The sequence below is a fragment of the Bartonella sp. LJL80 genome (genome assembly GCF_054871565.1).
The window spans coordinates 7,501-24,957 of sequence record NZ_JBTXLM010000001.1 but is presented as its reverse complement, the minus strand read 5'-3'; the positions used below and the strand labels follow the sequence as shown (position 1 = coordinate 24,957).

Genomic DNA, 17,457 nt, shown 5'->3' with positions numbered 1-17,457 from the left:
CAAAACGATGTTCAGGATATGGAAAGCCGCGTTGCAGAGCGTTTGAGATGGCGGGCCATGGCCTTTTCCGCCTCACGCGGCTCGCCGTCAATAATTGCCTTGGCAATCGCTGCATGTTCCTGTTCGGCTGCACTGAAAGCGCCGGTAACTTTGGCTGTATTGCAATGGGCGAGCGAAAGAAAATCTGTCATCGGCTGGTGCAGTGTCTGAATGACAGAAACAAAGAGCGGATTGCCGCTTGCAACTGCTACAGCGCAGTGGAATCCCATGTCGGCAAGTGCCCGATCGTGGAAACAATCCCCGGCCTTTTCCAATGCATCCACCGCTTTGGTCAAGGCAATAAGATCTGCATCTTGGCGCCGACTTGCGGCAAGCGCTGCCGCTGCCGGTTCTATAATACGCCGCAGCTCCATAATGTGGGTGGGCAGCAATTCGCAATGCAGCTGGATATTTTGAACAAAGCTTGGTGTGGCCTGTTCGACAACAAAGGCACCGCGACCCTGTTGTGTTTCGATGCGGCCTTCCTGTTTCAGTCTTGCAATTGCCTCACGCACAACGGTTCTGCTCACCCGAAACGCTTCTGAAAGCTGTTGTTCGGTGGGCAACTGGTCACCCGGATTAAGATTGCCAGAGGTCATACGGGCAAGCAATACATCGACAATCTGGTCTGCGAGGGTCTCACGGCGCTTTACCGGGATGAGATCAAGCAGGGCAGTTGAAGAAGAGGTCTCCTCAGCCACTTTGATGTCCCGACCGTCCATAATCACCGCCTCCCATTGTCAATCACTTTCACAAGTCTCTTGTCATATAGCAAGCGCCTTTAACACATCTGTGCTTCAACTTCCAACATAGTCGGCAGGTGCAACAATTTGGCGCACCATGCCGAAAAGATTATATCAAAGCTTCTGCTTCATCTTGGCAACCACGCCTTCTTTTCGTGCCATTGCGTCCAATGCGGGTACGATACGGGTGAAGTGTTCAGATTGTGCATGCGCGCCAAGTGCCGCATGATCACGCCATGTTTCTATAAACACAAAATGTCCGGTATCTTCCTCATCCACAAAAAGGTCATAGGAGATACATCCGTCTTCTTTACGGGTTTTTTCAACCAGCTCTGAAAACAATCCGTCGGTTTTATCCAATAATTCTGGCTTGAGATATTTATGGGCGACAACTTTCAACATGATGTATTCTCCAGTTTTGCGGCAATCGTCTGTAGCCCCCATTGCAAGAGCCTGTCTGCCTGTGGTTGTGAGGATGCTTCGCAGTAGCATCGAAGTTCGGGTGCATTGCCCGAAAGCCGAAAGTGGATGATGTCACCGTTATCGATGATGACGCGTAGACCATCTATAACGTCCCAATGGGAAATTGTCCCCAGCGGGTGAAAAAAATGTACCCTGTTGGTACAATCTTCCAAAGAGGAAAGAATATTGCCGGCTTTTTTGGTATCGACATTGGTGAGGCGGTTGCTGGCGGTAAAACGTTGCGGCAAACCGGCATAAAGCGATTGAATACTTACGCCGCGCAATTGCGCCAGTCCAAGCACGCTCAAAAGCGGCAGCATAGCATCGCGGGTAGGTAATTTTGCCAGGACACCTTGTTCCGTCACAATGTCGCTGCCCGTCAGTACACCGCCATTCGCCTCGAATCCGACAATATTTGTGTATCCATCATCCAATGCCTGGCCCATGGCGGCAATAACATAAGGCGAGCCGACACGACAACGGTAGACGGCTTCAAATAAATCACTCGTTTCAATGGCCGAACTGGCTGTCACAGGCACGGCAACAGCATCGGCAGAAAGGAAATCGGCAGTCAGCAATCCCACAATATCGCCTTTGAGGAAAGTTCCGTCAGACCCCGCAATCAAAGGTCTGTCAGCATCACCATCGGTCGAAATAAGCGCGTCCAGCCTATGCTGTTTGACAGCCTGTCGTGCAATATCGCAATCGATGTCGCGTAGGGCCTCTGTATCTACGGGAATGAACCGATCCGCCCGCTCGATTTCGATGGTTTTTGCCCCGTAAGCCGCTAAGATATCGACCATGAGATCACGTGCAACGGAACTATGCTGATAAACGCCGATCCGTAAACCTTGCAGGCTGTTTTTCGGCAAGATTGAAAGACAACGGTGACGATAGGCTTGCAAAATTGTAGGGTCGATGTCCACTGCACCTAGCGGAATGTCTGTGACCGCGCTTTGCGGCAGATGCTGCAAAATACCGCTTTCATCCTGTTTGGTAATTTCCCCATCAGGGCGATAGAATTTCAAACCATTACGATCTTCCGGTATGTGGCTCCCCGTCACCATGATCGCCGGCAATTTGCGGCTCTGTGCCGCCAGCGCCAAGGCCGGAGTGGGCAGGGGGCCTGCATTCACAACAGTGAAGCCTTCAGTGGCGGCAGCCGCCATTACGGCAGCTGCAATATGCGGGCTGCTGGCCCGCAGATCCATGCCTACCAGAAGCGAAGTCGAGGGCTCGATGAGACCTGATGCACACAAATGCCTGAGAAAGCCGACCGTGTAACGGTAACACACATCATCACGCATCATGCTGACCAGACCGCGAAGGCCGCTTGTCCCGAATTTTACTGTTTCAGTCATGAGCGGCATATGTGCGGAGATGATGGACGTTACAAGGTTCTCGCATCTGGGTTTTCCAATTCAGTCTCAGTTCGATTTCTAACGGTCATACATTATCTACAACAGACATTTGACGAAAAGATTTTCGTCTTTATGTCAGAAAGATGCAATAGAGATGTTGGCAGATCAAGCGGACAGGGTTATATCATGTCCGCAATTGTCAAGAATACCCGCTCACACAATCATAAGGAACTTTCCCATGAGTGCGTCTGCCGCCAATGCAGCTACCAATGCACCTGCCGCAACATCAAGCTTTCCCATTCCGGAAAATGTATTTGCGCTGACTGTGCGTGACGTAAAGCATTATACAGACAGACTTTTCCGTTTTCGTGTGAGCCGGCCGGAAAGCTTCCGTTTCCGTTCGGGTGAATTTGTCATGATCGGTTTGCCCAATGCGGAAAAACCGGTCTACCGGGCCTATTCGATTGCAAGCCCGTTTTGGGATGAAGAGCTGGAATTCTTTTCCATTAAGGTGCCGGGAGGACCTTTGACCGAGCATTTGCAGAAAATTAAAATTGGCGACACGGTGTTGATGCGCAAAAAATCCACCGGAACATTGGTGCTTGATGCTTTGGTTCCGGGCAAGCGGCTGTATCTTTTATCAACGGGGACAGGGGTTGCACCGTTTGCCAGCCTGATCCGAGATCCGGAAACTTATGAAAAGTTTGAAGAGGTTGTGCTGATCCAAACAACCCGCGAGGTTGACGAACTGAATTATGCGCGCGAACTTGTGCAGGCATTGAAAGAAGATCCGCTGATTGGAGAATTTGCACAGCAGTTGAAATTTTACCCTATGACCACCCGTGAGCAGTCCCCGCATATGGGACGGATTACCGATGCAATGCGTAGCGGTGTGTTTTTCAAGGATACAGGTCTGGCCAATATCAATGCACAGGAAGACCGTGTCATGATTTGCGGCTCCATGGCAATGCTCAAGGATTGCGCAGCCATGTGTGAAGAATTCGGCCTAGTAGAAGGCGCCAATAATGCACCCGCCACCTATGTGGTTGAACGTGCATTTGTCGATTGACAGCCGGAACCGGCTGCCAGCTTACACGAACGTCATAGCGTGGTGCGAAAAGTGGGACCGCATCTGCCGATAAAACAGTCTGAGCGCCAGTTTTTATAATCCGGTTGGTATCAGATATATAAACGCAATAAATCAGAGTGTTCATGCGTTTTATCTGATCTCAAGACAACGCTGCATGCATTAGAGCGCATTTTGACCGAGAGCATTTTCCGAAAAGTGTGAAGGGTTTTCGGACAAAAAATGCGGAAAAACAGAAGCTTAGAGCACGTATTTGGTTCATCAAATACCGAACATGCTCTAGTTGGATTAGATCGAAATGCGCTCTAATCCATTCTTTAAGCCACGTTTTTATCCGATAGGAGCGGGATTAAAAAATCATCCCGTGACACGTTTTCCCAACGGATGCGCTTTATACTTTTCGCAACACGCTCTAAGCTTTAAGTTCAGCGGCTTGAGCTGCCAATTTCGTGATACCGTCCCAGTCGCCGGCTTCAACAAGTTGTTTCGGCGCAACCCATGATCCCCCGACACAGACAACATTTGCCAGCTGTAGCCATTCGGGCGCATTATTGAGTGAAATGCCACCAGTAGGGCAAAACCTGATATCTGCGAAGGGTGAGGCAAGCGATTTAACAAAGTCAACGCCGCCTGCGGCCTGCGCCGGAAAGAATTTCAAATAGTGATACCCTTCTTCCATGGCACCCATGAGTTCGCTTGGTGTGATGGCTCCCGGTAACATCGGTATTTCGCTATCTTCCGCGATATCAATCAGCTCGCCTGTCAGACCGGGACTGACGATAAATTTTGCCCCTGCATGTTCGGCTGCTTCAAAATGGTCGGTGTTCAATATCGTACCAGCGCCAACAATTGCCTCCGGCACATTTTCAGCAATTGCCTGAATGGCATCAAGCGCAACCGGGGTGCGCAATGTTACTTCGATGGCTTTTAAACCACCCTTTGCCAAGGCCCGAGCCAAAGGTACGGCATCGTCAAGACGATCAATCAATAAGACCGGTATGACGCTCTGTCCTTCCATGATGGGTAAAAGGCGTTCGACTTTTTGACTCATTGCTCTATCTCCAGACGGCTTTTATATGGTTGTTATAGGCTTTTCACCATGGATATAAAAGGGTGTTGTGAATTGTTCTTGAATTAGAGCCTGCTTGGCATTATTGCAGGAGAATGGAACAGAAATTCACCGTTGCCGCCCTTTATTGTTTTGCCCGCTTGGAGCGTTATCGTACGCTGCAACAACCCTTGCGCACCTTGTGCGAGCAGAACAATATAACAGGCACATTGCTGCTTGCCCATGAAGGGATCAATGGCACAGTCGCCGGTAGCGCCGAGGCGGTTGCAAAGCTCATCGCCTTTATTACCACGCAGCCAGAGCTGCAAAATCCCGAATTGAAATATTCAACAGCGACCGAACGGCCATTTCACCGGATGAAGGTTCGGCTGAAAAAAGAAATTGTCACCATGGGGATCGAAGATGTCGACCCGCTGGAAGTGGTTGGCACTTATGTTGCGCCGAAAGATTGGAACGCTCTGATTACGGATGAAGATACTATCCTGATTGATACGCGTAATGACTATGAATATGCCATAGGCACGTTTGAAGGCGCTGTTGACCCCGATATTAAAACCTTTCGGGATTTTCCCAAATGGGTTGCCGAGCATGATGGCGAACTGCAAAAAAAGCGCAAGATTGCGATGTTTTGCACGGGCGGCATCAGGTGTGAAAAATCCACCGCTTACGTCCGCGGCCTTGGTTTTGATCAGGTCTACCACTTGAAGGGCGGCATTCTGAAGTATCTGGAAGAGATACCGCAGGAAGAAAGCCTTTGGAAGGGTGAGTGTTTTGTCTTTGATGAACGTGTCTCTGTGGGGCATGGTTTGCAGGAAGGCGGCCTTCAACTTTGCCGCGCATGTCGGCGCCCTTTGAGTGCGGCCGATAAGTTGCAACCCCATTTTGAAGAAGGGGTTTCCTGCGAGGCTTGTTATGGCGAGCGAAGCGAAGATGATCGCCAGCGTTTCCGCGAAAGAAACAAGCAGATCAAATTGGCGCGCAAGCGCGGAGATGGCCCACATATCGGCCACTGACCTTGCTATTTTGTATGCTCGCTCTAGTTGTTGCTTGGGGGCGTCAACTGAGGATACAGATATGCTTGATGCTAAAAAGATATTTACCGACCTGTTGCAGTCGCGCGATTCTGCCACGCAGAATAGTCAAAATGCTACAGAGCAAAATAATGCAGCCAACTTCTCCGTCGGTGATTTGCTTGGTGGCTTATTTGGTGGCAACCAAAAAGGCAACATGCTGGAAGGCCTGATCAAAGGTGGTGGTCTGGCAGCTATTGCCGGTGTTGCGTTTGAAGCATTGAAGAATTTCCAAAAAGATGACGATGCCGCCAACCAGAAGGTGGATTTGACCGATATCGGCCAAAGTGGTGCCGAACATAATTCTGATTTTGCTTTGACATTGGTGAGAGCCATGATCCAGGCGGCCAAAGCTGATGGACATGTTGATGCGAAAGAACGCAAGCTCATTCAGGCAAAAATTGCGGAATCCGATATTGATGAAAAGACAACACAGTTTTTGATGGCGGAGCTCGAAAAGCCCGTCGATCTTGACAGTCTCGTTAAAACCGTCAACACCGACGAGCAAAAGACCGAGCTTTATGTTGCATCGCGCATGGCACTCGACCCCAATAAGCCGAAAGACCGCAATTATCTTGACAATCTGACGCAGAAATTATCCCTGCCAGAGGGACTGCTCAAACAGGTTGAGCAGGCGATTGCCCAAGTCGGGCGTTGACAGATAAAAGGTTCTGCTATTTCCTGACGGTTTAAACCTGAAGGAGTGCCAAATGGCGGATCTTGCGCATTTTGAAAAACGGTCTTTTCCGGAAAGAAAAACTCTGGAGGGCCGTTTTGTGCGTCTGGAGCCAATGTCAGTCGAACAACATCTCGACGGATTGTTCGACGCAGGCCATCAGCCTGATGGGCAGGAACGGTTCCGTTGGCTTTTTGAACAGCCACCGCGTGATCGTCAAGAAATGGAAACGTGGATTAAAAGCGTCGAGGGCCTTAACGATCCAATGTTTTTTGCGGTTGTGGACCGGAGCAATGGCAATGCTTGCGGCAGGCAGGCCCTCATGCGGATTGATGCCGCCAATGGCGTTGCTGAAATCGGCCATATCTATTGGGGCCCAAAAATGCAGCGCAGCGCCAAGGCAACCGAGGCGCTTTACCTGTTTGCATCCTATATTTTCGACACTCTCGGCTATCGCCGGTTTGAATGGAAGTGCAACAATGAAAATGCGCCATCGAAGAAGGCCGCTGCTCGCTTTGGTTTTACCTATGAGGGGCTGTTTCGGCAACACATGGTGCAAAAAGGTAAAAACCGCGATACGGCGTGGTTTTCCATTGTCGATCACGAGTGGCAATGGTTGAAACGTGCTTATGAACACTGGTTGAAGCCGGATAATTTTGATCAAGACCAGCAACAGATAAAACCCTTGGCCGCATTCATTGATGCCGAGCGTTCTGCCACCTCATCTTGAAAACAGGAATTTTTCAACGTGGTTTTGTCTGCTCTTTGTCGTAGGTTTTAAACCAATGCACAAGATAGTCGACAAGAAGCCGCACTTTGGCAGGGAGATAGCGCCGATGCGGGTAGACTGCGAAAATGCCGGTATCTTTAACTGTATAGGCATCCAGCACAGAAATCAGTCTGCCTTTGGAAATTTCTTCAGCGGCTACAAAATGCGGCATACGGGCGAAACCTATTCCAGCAATTGCCGCGGTTCGGGTAATGATTGGCCCATTGACTTCCATAGGGCCGGAAATGGGGATGGAAAACAGGTTTCCATCTTCGGTCATGAATGCCCAATTGTTGAAACTGCGATTATTCCGATCAACAAGACAAGGCATGCTGCGTAGATCCTGCGGCTTCAATGGGGTTCCGGTTTTCTCCAGGAGTTGGGGAGAGGCTACAATGACCGACGCGATATTGATAAGACGGCGCGCGATCAGTGATGAATCTTCCATTCGTGTGATACGGATGCCAAGATCAAAGCCTTCGTCGACAAGGTCGACAAAGCGATCGTCAAGGTGGACATCAAGGTGGATGTCTGGATGGGAAACCAGAAAATCCACCAGTGATTTGCCAATAGGCGCATCAGCAAAGGTACGCGATGCACTGATTTTGATGCGGCCATGCGCAACGGTATTCGATTGGGTGATACTGTCTTGCAGATCGTCAAGTTCTTTGAGGATCTCAAGTGCGCGCAAATAATAAGTATGTCCGGCTTCGGTAAGAGAAAGCTGGCGCGTTGTGCGGTTCAGCAGCAAGACGCCCAACTCATCTTCCAGTTCACGCACATGCTTTGACAGCAAAGCTTTCGATTTATGGGTTTTTCGCCCCGCGGCAGAAAAGCCTTCCGCCTCGACCACGTCAACAAAAGCACGCATTCTTGTGAAAAGTCCCATGGTGCTCATCCTTTTTTGGTCAATTTTACCTGTTATAACCCTGTTATTGTGACTTTTGCGCATCAAAAAGCCGAATGGAAATAAAAAAATGCGAAAAACAGAAAAAAAATATTGAAAGCCCTATAGGTTGCGCCTATATGCGCTCTTGCCCAAAGTCGCACGTGCCTGTGGGTGTCCGCCGGTCCTCGAATGGTGAGGGTAGCCGGTACGGTACCTGGACCTAACCGCTCCAGTCATTCTTACGGCCAACCGAAGGAATGAGGACATCTTGAAGCAACGACGGTGCGGGCCTTTCTGGTGTCTTCCAGCTGTCCAAACGCTGGAATTACTGAAGAGGCACACCTCATTGCCTTCCGTGCGGATACGGTTTTCGTTTCCAATCAAAAGGCAGACAAAGCGGAACAATGCGTTGGCGCGCGCTGTTCCTCCGCCGCAAGCATTGCAGAAGGTTTTTCGGTAACTCCAATAACCGGAATACGTGAAAGCAAGAGCCTGCACTTTGTCCCTTGGCTTTTCATGACGTGGTGTCATGAAAGGCAAAGATCGGGGAAGTATAGCTTTCCCAAGGAGAACCGAAATGGCAACACAACGCATCCGCGATTTTCTCGCAACTCGCCGCCCAGAAGGCCCATGCATGATCCTGGACCTTGATGTTGTGCGCGAAAATTATGAAGGCTTCGAGAAAGCCCTTCCACAATCACGCATCTTCTATGCTGTAAAAGCCAATCCTGCGCCTGAAATTTTGCGTTTGCTTGTTTCCATGGGTTCATCATTCGATACAGCATCTGTTGCCGAGATTGAGATGGCATTGGATGCCGGTGCAACACCTGACCGTATTTCCTTTGGTAATACCATTAAAAAGGAACGCGATATAGCGCGCGCCCATGAATTGGGTATTTCGCTTTATGCGGTCGACTGCGTCGAAGAAGTTGAAAAAGTTGCTCGTGCAGCACCCGGTGCCCGCGTTTTCTGTCGTGTTTTGACAGATGGTGAGGGCGCGGAATGGCCGCTGTCGCGCAAATTCGGTTGTGTGCCTGCCATGGCTGTCGATGTATTGCGTCGCGCCCATGAATTGGGCTTGAAAGCCCATGGTGTATCGTTTCATGTTGGTTCACAGCAAACCAATCTGGAAGCATGGGACCGTGCTTTGGCAGATGCTTCGAAGGTATTTCAGACCTTGGCAAAAGAAGGAATCTTGCTGAAACTCGTCAATATGGGTGGTGGTTTCCCAACACGCTACCTCAAGGATGTGCCTACGGCACAGGCCTATGGCATGGCTATTTTTGACGCGTTGAGCAAGCATTTTGGGAACCGTATGCCTGAAACCATCATCGAGCCGGGCCGCGGCATGGTTGGCAATGCCGGTGTTATCCGCACTGAAGTTGTTCTGGTTTCTAAAAAAGCCGACAATGATAATGTTCGGTGGGTTTATCTTGATGTTGGCAAATTCAATGGCCTTGCCGAGACAATGGATGAGGCTATTCGTTATCCAATTGAAACAACCCGGGATCACGACGTGATGGAGCCTTGCGTGTTGGCTGGTCCGACATGCGATTCAGCCGATGTGATGTATGAAAAAACACCTTATCCGCTGCCGATCTCTTTGACAGTGGGTGATGAGTTGCTCATCCATGGCACAGGTGCTTATACGACGACCTATGCTTCAGTGGCATTTAACGGCTTTGAACCTTTGCGGTCCTACGTTATCTGATTTTATCTCTCACTCTGTTACCATTCTGAATACTTATGCCGGCCGGTTTTTCCGGCTGGCTGAGTTTGAGAGGATTCCGGCTATGTTTTCTTCATACTCCGACATTGTCGCTGTAAACGGCCAATCGTTCACCCTTCGCCTCGAAAGTGAGGGCGATCTGCATGCGCGTGAAGTATTGCTTGATTTAACGATGGGGGAAGGGCGTCGTCGTAAGTCATCCGAAGCTATCCGTCGCGGTCGTCTCCCAGCAGATCAACTTGCTTTCGTCGTGACAGATTTGCAGCAGAATATTGTTGCAACTTTGCGTCTTTGGCATGTTCATTTTGGCCGTGATAAAGACGATATTCATACCGGGCTGCTTCTAGGGCCTTTGGCTGTCCACCCGGATGTTGCCGGCTGTGGTCTTGGTTCTGCTTTAATGCGCCAAGCGATCGAATCAGCAAGTAGGCTTGGTCATGGCGCTATCTTTCTCGTGGGTGATCCCGATTACTACCAGCGTTTCGGCTTTTCATCTGTTTTGACCAAGACATTTGCAATGCCCGGACCTTATGAAAAGCACCGTTTCCAGGCTCTGGAGCTGATTGAGGAGCATCTTGATGGTTGCCATGGTGTCTTGGAACCTGCGGGAATGCGCGCGAGTGCACGCAAAACGAGAGAAAAACAGGTCGCTTAAAGCGCTTTTCGACCGGATGCTATCCGGCCGGCGCGCCTCAAGCTTTTGATTTGTAACGGTATCATATCCGATTGATGATTCACATCAATCGGGAACCGGTCTAGAGCACGTTCGGTGTTTGATAGACCAAACATGTGCTCTAGATTCATTATTTTGTCGCATTATTCGCGCGCAAATGTGATTCCACATTTGGCTCGAAAATGCTCTAGAGCATGAGAGTGATGAGCCACCGCGATCAACAGCGTGTAGCTAAAAGTGGGAACCGCATTGGTGCTACAATACGCGAAAAACAAATCGTTAATGTGTGTTGCCTGGATGCAATCGAACGCGACGCGCGTTCCCAATGCTCTATTTTTTCCGGTTCATTTTTCCAGCAATAGCGGCATTGAGAATTTCCAATGCCGCTTTTTTTGTCAACCGAATTGGATTTTCGCCAGCAGCAGGATCTTCGATGGCCAGGCCATCAATCAAAGCCTTATCCTTGGCCTTGATCTTTTTATCCTTGATCAAACCGCCGAGCTTTGTGGGAACGCCGATCGTCTTGCGCAGTGCGAGCAATACGCTGGCAAAACCGTTAAATCCGCCTTTAATTCCTAGTCGATCGTTAAGTAAATTGATTCGTGCCTCAATGACGGGTTGGTTGAACGCCAACACATACGGCAACAAGACACCCGCTGTCATACCGAAATGCGTATGATAGCGATGGCAGACCGAATGCGCTAACGCCATTGTTGCGCCCAAACCTTTGGTGGCCGCTAAGGCACCGGATACCGATGCGCTCAGCATATAAGTCTGCGCTTCCAAATTCTGAGGCTCGCTGACAGCTTTCGGCAGATGACCAAAAACAAGCCGTATCGTTTCTACTGCCAATGCATCTGCTGCCGGGTTGAAGAATGGTGAACACCAGCTATCGACCGCGTGCACCAATGCATTCATACCTGCACCGGCAATGATGGCAGACGATGCTGTGGCGGCTAATTGCGGATCCATAACGACAAGCGAAGGCCGTAGCCGCGGGTCATTAAAGGTACGTCCACCTTGGGCATCGTTGGTCGCAAGATAAGCGCTTTCTTCAACCTCTGCTCCGCTTCCAGCCAGTGTGGGAACTGCGATGACGGGCGGAACGATGACATCGCGACGCGGTATGAGAAGATTGCGACAATCGGCATCGCCACTGCAAAACAAAGCAGTAAGCTTTGCCAAATCAATCGCCGATCCGCCGCCAAATGCCAGTATACCATTAAAACCGCCACTTCGATAAAGGCGAACCGCCAATTCCAGAATTTCACGATCAGGCGCGCCATCTAAGGCGGAAAAAACACCAAAGCCGATTTGCGATTTATCAATGCGGCGAAGCAACTTCTTCAAAGGGTTGGAAAGCGCCAATCCACGATCTGTAATCACCATGACCGAATTGACCTCAGCGCGCTGTAGCAAGTCTTCCAAACCGGCAAGGCGTCCTGCACCCAAAGCGATTCGGGTGGGAAATATCCATTCAGCATGTAAATTCATCTCAGTCATATATCCGATATAGTGTACAAACCCGAAGATTTCATGAAACCTTTGCGTTTTGTCAGAGCAATCAACCGCTTTCTATATTGGTGCAGGGGTACTTACAAAAGTAGACCATTTCCATGATACAGGACGGAAGACTGTATTTGATACGGAAACCTGTGAGCCAATACAAAGAAGCACGGGAATTGTGCCGCGTGCCTTTCTTTTAATGGCCGCCGCCACCACTTGCCATGGGAGAGGGCTTTTTTACCGCCCACACCAAAATGGTGAGTGAGAGAAACAGCAGTGTCAAAATGAAAAATGCATCAATAAATGCCATGATGGTCGCCTGTTCGCGGACAATATTATAGAGCTGCATCAACGCGGCAGTTTTTGAATCGAGATTGGGAAAGTCCAACCGCGCCGCTAGGCCCGACAATAAATCCAGCGCTTGATGATTGCCCCATTGGACATTTTCAGCAAGCCGTTCATAATGCAAATCTGTGCGACGCATAATGATTGTGTTGATCACGGCAAGCCCAACCGCCCCACCAAGATTGCGGGTGAGGTTAAAAAGGCCCGATGCATTTTTGAGCCTCTGAGGTGGAAGGGTGCCTAGTGCAATGTTATTGATAGGCACCATGCACAGCATCAACGACACACCACGCAAGATTTGCGGCCAAAACAGCTCCCAGAAATCCCAGTCAGCTGTCATGCCGGTAACAAGCCAAGTGCCCCAGGCAAATCCGGCAAATCCAAGCGCCATCATCAGTCGCGGATCAAGCCGTGTTGAAAGAAACCCTGCCAGCGGTGCGGAGAAAAACATGGTCAAACCCGACACAAACATCGTCTCGCCGATCATCAAGGCATCGTAATCGCGGATTTGACCGAGATAGAGCGGGTAAAGATAGGTTAAACCGTAAAGCCCGATCCCCATAACAAACGAAAATAGCGATCCTAGCGCAAAATTCATATTGGCGAAGGCTTTCAGGTCAACAATCGGTTCTTTAGCGGTAAATGCCCGCCAGAAAAACAAAAGCGCAGCCACAACCATCACAACACTGAAACTACGGATGAGTTCATCTTCCATCCAGTCATTGCGCGGGCCTTCTTCCAAAACATATTCGAGCGAGCCAAGAAATGTCGCCATACCGATAAGGCCCCACCAATCGAATTTTTCAAACAGCGAAGAATCACCCTTGTCAAAGTCGATCAGTTTCCATGCAGCGATGGCAACAATGATACCGAATGGTACATTGACCAGAAATAACCAATGCCAGGAAAAAGCATGGCTGAGATAACCGCCAACTGTCGGCCCGATCGTCGGAGCAAGTGTTGCCACAAGCCCCACAATCGGTGATACGATGGGTCGTTTGGACGGAGGAAAAATTGTAAAGGCCGCTGCAAAAACGCTTGGTATCATACCGCCGCCGATAAACCCCTGTATCGCGCGATAGATAATCATCTGCTCGATCGAGCTTGCTGTGGCGCATAAGGCGGAGGCCAGTGTAAATCCTGCGGCGGATACAGTGAAGAGCACCCGCGTGGAAAGCAACCGACCAAGAAAGCCGGACAGCGGTATCATGATAACTTCTGCAATCAGATAGGATGTTTGCACCCACGATATTTCATCAGAACTTGCTGAAAGACCGGCCTGAATTTCCGCCAATGATGCTGAAACGATTTGAATGTCCAAAATAGCCATGAACATACCAAAAACCATGGCAATGAATGCCACGATCTTGCGTGGTTCCATATGGTCGTCAGCGGCTGGAATGGCAGGGTTGGAGCCGGTCATGGGCGTGTCACTTTTGCGCCAGCGGTTCTGCGCCTTCAGGTTTCGTTCGTGTGTCCACGCTCACAACAACGCTCATGCCGGCGCGAATACGCCCTGTGTCCAAGGCATCTTGCGGGATAGAGATACGCACGGGCACCCGTTGCACAATTTTTGTAAAATTGCCTGTCGCATTTTGCGGTGGAAGCAGTGAAAACACCGCACCGGAGGCAGGCGATAGGGAAAGCACTGTTCCTTCAAATGTTTCGCCATCCAAACCGTCAATGGAAATACGGACTTTTTCCCCGCCGTAAATTGAGGGGAGCTGTGTTTCCTTGTAATTGGCATCAATATACAAAGCATGGACAGGAACCAGAGCGGCCAAACGTTGGCCATTGGCGACAAAATCACCCTTTTTGGCCGATAGATTACCAATGACACCGTCGAAAGGCGCCCGTAATATTGTGAAATCGAGGTCGCGTTTTGCTTTGTCACGAGTTAGCTCGAGGCTGCGCGTTTCGCTGGTCGTTTCCTCTTTTTCTGCCTCAAGAACCGCAATATTGGCTTGAGCAGCAGCAATTTGCGCCTCCGCCCGCGTTACATTGGCAATCGCCTGATCATAGGCGGATTTGGCATTGTCGACTTCGGATTTGGCAACATAGCTGTCGGCATTAAGCTGTTTGGCACGGTTCAAAGTTATTTCTGCATTGACCGCGACAGCGCTTGCAGCATCCTTTTGTGCCCGCGCCTCATCCAACGATGTTTTCGATGCGGTAATCTGCGCTTCAATCCGCTGCAGGGTGCGCTTTTGTGTTTCAAGTTTTGCTTCTGCCTGATCAAAGGCGATTTTGTAATCACCATCATCGAGACGGAACAAGACATCGCCTTTTTTTACCGGATGGTTCGTTTCAACCGGTATTTCCTCGATATAGCCATTTACCTTTGGTGCAATTGCGGCAATGTCCCCTTGCACATAGGCATCATCCGTTGTGACTAAAAAACGCCATTCGGTGATCCAGCGATAACCGCACCACGCAAGAACCAAAGCTGCAATAACAAGAATGACGAGGCCAATTTTTTTACGCGATGTTTTTTTGGCAGCGGAAGGTTCTGACGCGCTTTGCGACGGTTCGGACATGTGAGAGGGCTTTCAATCTGGCGAAAGATGCATTCTTAATACAAACGACAGAAACCGGCAATCAAAAGGTGCTTATTTATTTGCGCAGCGTGCACATGTTCCGCGAATTTCGATCATGCTTTGACGCGGTGTAAAACCAATGCCATCCGCAATCTTATCAATATTGTGCGCCAAAGCGTGACTTTCTATTTCAGTCGCCTCGCCACAGACATCGCAAATGGCAAAAGCTGTGAGCCCATGGTCGCAATGGTCGGGGTGCGTGCAGGCCATGAAGGCATTGACGCTTTCCAAACGGTGTACGCGTTTTGCTTCAATCAGTTTTTCCAGAGCGCGGTACACTTGCAACGGAGCGCGAAAGCCTTCTGATCGCAAACGATCCAAAATGGTATAGGCACTTAACGGAGCTTTTTCATTTTCAAGAATTGAAAGAACCAAACCCTGGTTGCGAGTTAGCTTGTCAGCCATGCCGACGCTCCTTTGTGACCGCTTGAATCAAGCGGCTTACAACAAACAATAAAAATAACGCCACCACGACGCTTGGGCCTGAGCGGCTGTCGAATTGTACCGAAGCATAAAGGCCAAGCACCATTCCTGCAATGCCTATAACAGCAGCGATACCCGCCATTTGTTCCGGTGTAGATGAAAATCGTCTTGCTGTTGCGGCCGGAATAATCAAAAGGGCTGTAATCAGCAGAATACCGATGATATTGATTGCAACCGCAATAACAATAGACAGAAGCAGCATGAAAATGAAACGTGCGCGATCGGGATTCATGTTTTCAGCCTTAGCCATATCCGCATTGATGGTCAGTGCTAAAAGCGGGCGCCATAAGATAAATAGTGAAATCAATATAAACGCACATCCTGCCCATACTGTCGTAAGGTCACTGCGGGATACGGCGAGGATATCTCCAAACAAATAGCTGTTCATGTCCACATTCGTCCACGTCATAAATCCAATGAGAACCAAACCGATGGCCAATGTCGAATGGGATAAAATGCCGAGAAGAGAATCACCGGATAATTTCTCGCGGGATTGTAGAAAATAAAGCGCCAGTGAAACGATCACCGCGACCAGAAAAACGCCCAGCATCGTGTTTATGTTTAATAAAAGAGCAAAAGCAACACCGAGCAATGCCGAATGCGCCATTGTATCACCGAAATAGGCCAATCTCTGCCACACGATGAAACAACCGAGCGGTCCGGCCATCAAGGCAATGCCGATGCCGGCAAATATGGCGCGTAAAATGTAATCGTCAAACATCGTTCTCTGTCCCGTTATGTCCGCTATGGTGGTGGCAGCATGTCGGATTATCGTTGCTTAAGGAACCATCCGGACTGTGACGATGGTCATGGTGGTGTTGATAGAGGGCCAACCCCGCTTCGGCCGTATTGCCCATTAAATTCGTGTAGATTTCACTGGCGGCAACGTCTGCCGGTGTACCGCTGCAGCAGATATGGCCGTTCAAACACAAAACTCTATCGGTGGCTGCCATAACAATATGAAGGTCGTGTGAGATGAGGAGAATACCACAATCAAGCTTTTCACGAAGGCTGGCAATCAAGGCGTAGAGCTCACTTTCCCCGTTATAGTCCACCCCTTGCAGCGGCTCGTCAAGCACCAACAAGTCTGGGTTACGCGCTATGGCGCGTGCCAATAAAACGCGTTGCAGCTCGCCACCGGATAAATCCGCCACATTGGATGTCTCCAAATTTTCAACCCCGGTTTGTGCAAGAGCTGCTTTCAGCGAAGCGCTATCAAGATTTGCCGTCAATGTCATCAACCGACGGACCGTCAATGGCAGGGAAGGGTCGATTGTCAACTTTTGCGGAACATAGCCAATTGTCAATCCGGCTTTGCGACGCATATTGCCTTGCGTCGGCGCGAGAATGCCCAATGCCATCTTTGCCGTTGTTGATTTGCCTGAGCCATTGGGGCCTATCAGTGTAACGATTTCCCCTCGAAATATATCAAGATCAATATCGCGGACAAGCCAACGCCCATCGCGTTGAATGCCGGCCTTGTCGAGCGATAACAACCATTCACCGATCATTCTATTTCTTCCTGCCTATTTCTTCCTGTTTGTCTATTTTTCAAAATTGCTTGCGCGTTGCGTTTGTCCGTTTTAATACAGAGTGGTTACGTAATATAGTAACATTTGTGAGGTTTAAACGTGTTCCGCCCCATTTTATCCTGTATGGTTACAATGTCATTGGCATTTGCTTTAAGCCTTTTTAGTGCTTCTGCAAGTGCAGCGCCACAGGTCGTCGTTTCTATCAAACCGCTTCATTCGCTGGTGTCAGCGGTGATGGAAGGCGTTGCGACACCTGGGCTCATTGTAAAAGGTGCCGGGTCCGAACACGGCTATGCCCTTAAACCTTCGGATGCTGAGATGCTTTCGCACGCCGATATCATCTTTATTGCCGATCCGCATATGGAAGGATTTCTGCAAAAACCGATCGAAAGCCTTAGCGCCGGAAAGCAGCTTGTCATATTGTCGC

18 protein-coding genes (1 of these 18 only partly in view) are annotated in these 17,457 nt (G+C 49.6%); 7 read left to right on the top strand and 11 right to left on the bottom strand.

What is annotated here, in order from left to right; genetic code table 11:
* Window positions 1-11: 11 nt before the first annotated feature.
* The 3 genes from ACYSNS_RS00125 to ACYSNS_RS00115 form a co-directional block, all read right to left on the bottom strand.
* Complete coding sequence (locus ACYSNS_RS00125) at window positions 12-761, bottom strand: FadR/GntR family transcriptional regulator (protein WP_461721103.1); 750 nt, start codon at window positions 759-761, stop codon at window positions 12-14.
* A gap of 135 nt (window positions 762-896) precedes the next feature.
* Window positions 897-1,184 (bottom strand): putative quinol monooxygenase, encoded by a 288-nt coding sequence (locus ACYSNS_RS00120; RefSeq protein ID WP_461721102.1) that lies wholly within the window; start codon window positions 1,182-1,184, stop codon window positions 897-899.
* Entirely contained in the window at window positions 1,178-2,605 is a 1,428-nt protein-coding gene (locus ACYSNS_RS00115; RefSeq protein ID WP_461721101.1) for a phosphomannomutase, read from the bottom strand. Before ACYSNS_RS00115 ends, ACYSNS_RS00120 begins: the two co-directional genes overlap by 7 nt.
* A gap of 238 nt (window positions 2,606-2,843) precedes the next feature.
* Between ACYSNS_RS00115 and ACYSNS_RS00110 the strand changes: the two genes are divergently transcribed.
* The gene (locus ACYSNS_RS00110) at window positions 2,844-3,674 is read left to right on the top strand and encodes a ferredoxin--NADP reductase (protein ID WP_461721100.1); all 831 of its coding nucleotides are present in this window, start codon (window positions 2,844-2,846) and stop codon (window positions 3,672-3,674) included.
* Between the two features lie 430 nt (window positions 3,675-4,104).
* Here the strand turns inward: ACYSNS_RS00110 and ACYSNS_RS00105 are convergent, their stop codons facing one another.
* Window positions 4,105-4,743: a 2-dehydro-3-deoxy-phosphogluconate aldolase gene (locus ACYSNS_RS00105; protein WP_461721099.1), complete on the bottom strand. Its 639-nt coding sequence runs from the start codon at window positions 4,741-4,743 to the stop codon at window positions 4,105-4,107.
* A gap of 113 nt (window positions 4,744-4,856) precedes the next feature.
* Between ACYSNS_RS00105 and trhO the strand changes: the two genes are divergently transcribed.
* From trhO to ACYSNS_RS00090, 3 genes are all read left to right on the top strand, one after another.
* Window positions 4,857-5,774, top strand: coding sequence for an oxygen-dependent tRNA uridine(34) hydroxylase TrhO (gene trhO, locus ACYSNS_RS00100; RefSeq protein ID WP_461721098.1), 918 nt, complete (start codon window positions 4,857-4,859; stop codon window positions 5,772-5,774).
* Window positions 5,775-5,835: 61 nt separating this feature from the next.
* Window positions 5,836-6,489: a tellurite resistance TerB family protein gene (locus ACYSNS_RS00095; RefSeq protein ID WP_461721097.1), complete on the top strand. Its 654-nt coding sequence runs from the start codon at window positions 5,836-5,838 to the stop codon at window positions 6,487-6,489.
* Window positions 6,490-6,541: 52 nt separating this feature from the next.
* Window positions 6,542-7,237 carry a GNAT family N-acetyltransferase gene (locus tag ACYSNS_RS00090; RefSeq protein WP_461721096.1) on the top strand — a complete coding sequence of 232 codons (696 nt, stop codon included), beginning with the start codon at window positions 6,542-6,544 and terminating at the stop codon, window positions 7,235-7,237.
* A 13-nt stretch (window positions 7,238-7,250) separates the two neighbouring features.
* Here the strand turns inward: ACYSNS_RS00090 and ACYSNS_RS00085 are convergent, their stop codons facing one another.
* Window positions 7,251-8,165, bottom strand: a complete 915-nt coding sequence (locus tag ACYSNS_RS00085) for a LysR family transcriptional regulator (RefSeq protein ID WP_461721095.1) — start codon at window positions 8,163-8,165, stop codon at window positions 7,251-7,253.
* Between the two features lie 577 nt (window positions 8,166-8,742).
* Between ACYSNS_RS00085 and ACYSNS_RS00080 the strand changes: the two genes are divergently transcribed.
* Both ACYSNS_RS00080 and ACYSNS_RS00075 read left to right on the top strand, forming a co-directional pair.
* A complete protein-coding gene (locus tag ACYSNS_RS00080) occupies window positions 8,743-9,876 on the top strand; it encodes a type III PLP-dependent enzyme (RefSeq protein ID WP_461721094.1) in 1,134 nt (377 codons plus the stop codon).
* Window positions 9,877-9,958: 82 nt separating this feature from the next.
* Complete coding sequence (locus tag ACYSNS_RS00075; protein ID WP_461721093.1) at window positions 9,959-10,549, top strand: GNAT family N-acetyltransferase; 591 nt, start codon at window positions 9,959-9,961, stop codon at window positions 10,547-10,549.
* Window positions 10,550-10,897: 348 nt separating this feature from the next.
* On the opposite strand, the gene ACYSNS_RS00070 is transcribed toward ACYSNS_RS00075, so the two are convergent.
* The 6 genes from ACYSNS_RS00070 to ACYSNS_RS00045 form a co-directional block, all read right to left on the bottom strand.
* Window positions 10,898-12,070 (bottom strand): iron-containing alcohol dehydrogenase, encoded by a 1,173-nt coding sequence (locus tag ACYSNS_RS00070; RefSeq protein WP_461721092.1) that lies wholly within the window; start codon window positions 12,068-12,070, stop codon window positions 10,898-10,900.
* A 199-nt stretch (window positions 12,071-12,269) separates the two neighbouring features.
* Window positions 12,270-13,841, bottom strand: coding sequence for a DHA2 family efflux MFS transporter permease subunit (locus tag ACYSNS_RS00065; protein ID WP_461721091.1), 1,572 nt, complete (start codon window positions 13,839-13,841; stop codon window positions 12,270-12,272).
* Between the two features lie 7 nt (window positions 13,842-13,848).
* The gene (locus tag ACYSNS_RS00060; protein ID WP_461721090.1) at window positions 13,849-14,955 is read right to left on the bottom strand and encodes an HlyD family secretion protein; all 1,107 of its coding nucleotides are present in this window, start codon (window positions 14,953-14,955) and stop codon (window positions 13,849-13,851) included.
* A gap of 72 nt (window positions 14,956-15,027) precedes the next feature.
* Window positions 15,028-15,420 carry a Fur family transcriptional regulator gene (locus ACYSNS_RS00055; RefSeq protein ID WP_461721089.1) on the bottom strand — a complete coding sequence of 131 codons (393 nt, stop codon included), beginning with the start codon at window positions 15,418-15,420 and terminating at the stop codon, window positions 15,028-15,030.
* Complete coding sequence (locus ACYSNS_RS00050) at window positions 15,413-16,219, bottom strand: iron chelate uptake ABC transporter family permease subunit (RefSeq protein WP_461721088.1); 807 nt, start codon at window positions 16,217-16,219, stop codon at window positions 15,413-15,415. The genes ACYSNS_RS00055 and ACYSNS_RS00050 overlap by 8 nt, the downstream gene beginning before the upstream one ends.
* On the bottom strand, window positions 16,212-17,009 hold the full coding sequence (locus ACYSNS_RS00045) for an ATP-binding cassette domain-containing protein (protein WP_461721087.1): 798 nt from the start codon (window positions 17,007-17,009) through the stop codon (window positions 16,212-16,214). Before ACYSNS_RS00045 ends, ACYSNS_RS00050 begins: the two co-directional genes overlap by 8 nt.
* 153 nt (window positions 17,010-17,162) lie before the next feature.
* Here ACYSNS_RS00045 and ACYSNS_RS00040 point away from each other — a divergent pair, with 153 nt between their 5' ends.
* Window positions 17,163-17,457: the 5' portion of a zinc ABC transporter substrate-binding protein gene (locus ACYSNS_RS00040; RefSeq protein WP_461721086.1), read on the top strand. The gene runs 602 nt beyond the window's last position; 295 of the gene's 897 nt are visible here — the first part of the coding sequence; it begins with the start codon at window positions 17,163-17,165; its stop codon lies beyond the right edge, outside the window.

What these genes read in the sequence shown, in the direction of transcription:
- ACYSNS_RS00125 (WP_461721103.1), bottom strand. Translation starts at nt 761, where the DNA reads ATGGACGGTCGGGACATCAAAGTGGCTGAGGAGACCTCTTCTTCAACT.
- ACYSNS_RS00120 (WP_461721102.1), bottom strand. Translation starts at nt 1,184, where the DNA reads ATGTTGAAAGTTGTCGCCCATAAATATCTCAAGCCAGAATTATTGGAT.
- ACYSNS_RS00115 (WP_461721101.1), bottom strand. Translation starts at nt 2,605, where the DNA reads ATGACTGAAACAGTAAAATTCGGGACAAGCGGCCTTCGCGGTCTGGTC.
- ACYSNS_RS00110 (WP_461721100.1), top strand. Translation starts at nt 2,844, where the DNA reads ATGAGTGCGTCTGCCGCCAATGCAGCTACCAATGCACCTGCCGCAACA.
- ACYSNS_RS00105 (WP_461721099.1), bottom strand. Translation starts at nt 4,743, where the DNA reads ATGAGTCAAAAAGTCGAACGCCTTTTACCCATCATGGAAGGACAGAGC.
- trhO (WP_461721098.1), top strand. Translation starts at nt 4,857, where the DNA reads ATGGAACAGAAATTCACCGTTGCCGCCCTTTATTGTTTTGCCCGCTTG.
- ACYSNS_RS00095 (WP_461721097.1), top strand. Translation starts at nt 5,836, where the DNA reads ATGCTTGATGCTAAAAAGATATTTACCGACCTGTTGCAGTCGCGCGAT.
- ACYSNS_RS00090 (WP_461721096.1), top strand. Translation starts at nt 6,542, where the DNA reads ATGGCGGATCTTGCGCATTTTGAAAAACGGTCTTTTCCGGAAAGAAAA.
- ACYSNS_RS00085 (WP_461721095.1), bottom strand. Translation starts at nt 8,165, where the DNA reads ATGGGACTTTTCACAAGAATGCGTGCTTTTGTTGACGTGGTCGAGGCG.
- ACYSNS_RS00080 (WP_461721094.1), top strand. Translation starts at nt 8,743, where the DNA reads ATGGCAACACAACGCATCCGCGATTTTCTCGCAACTCGCCGCCCAGAA.
- ACYSNS_RS00075 (WP_461721093.1), top strand. Translation starts at nt 9,959, where the DNA reads ATGTTTTCTTCATACTCCGACATTGTCGCTGTAAACGGCCAATCGTTC.
- ACYSNS_RS00070 (WP_461721092.1), bottom strand. Translation starts at nt 12,070, where the DNA reads ATGACTGAGATGAATTTACATGCTGAATGGATATTTCCCACCCGAATC.
- ACYSNS_RS00065 (WP_461721091.1), bottom strand. Translation starts at nt 13,841, where the DNA reads ATGACCGGCTCCAACCCTGCCATTCCAGCCGCTGACGACCATATGGAA.
- ACYSNS_RS00060 (WP_461721090.1), bottom strand. Translation starts at nt 14,955, where the DNA reads ATGTCCGAACCGTCGCAAAGCGCGTCAGAACCTTCCGCTGCCAAAAAA.
- ACYSNS_RS00055 (WP_461721089.1), bottom strand. Translation starts at nt 15,420, where the DNA reads ATGGCTGACAAGCTAACTCGCAACCAGGGTTTGGTTCTTTCAATTCTT.
- ACYSNS_RS00050 (WP_461721088.1), bottom strand. Translation starts at nt 16,219, where the DNA reads ATGTTTGACGATTACATTTTACGCGCCATATTTGCCGGCATCGGCATT.
- ACYSNS_RS00045 (WP_461721087.1), bottom strand. Translation starts at nt 17,009, where the DNA reads ATGATCGGTGAATGGTTGTTATCGCTCGACAAGGCCGGCATTCAACGC.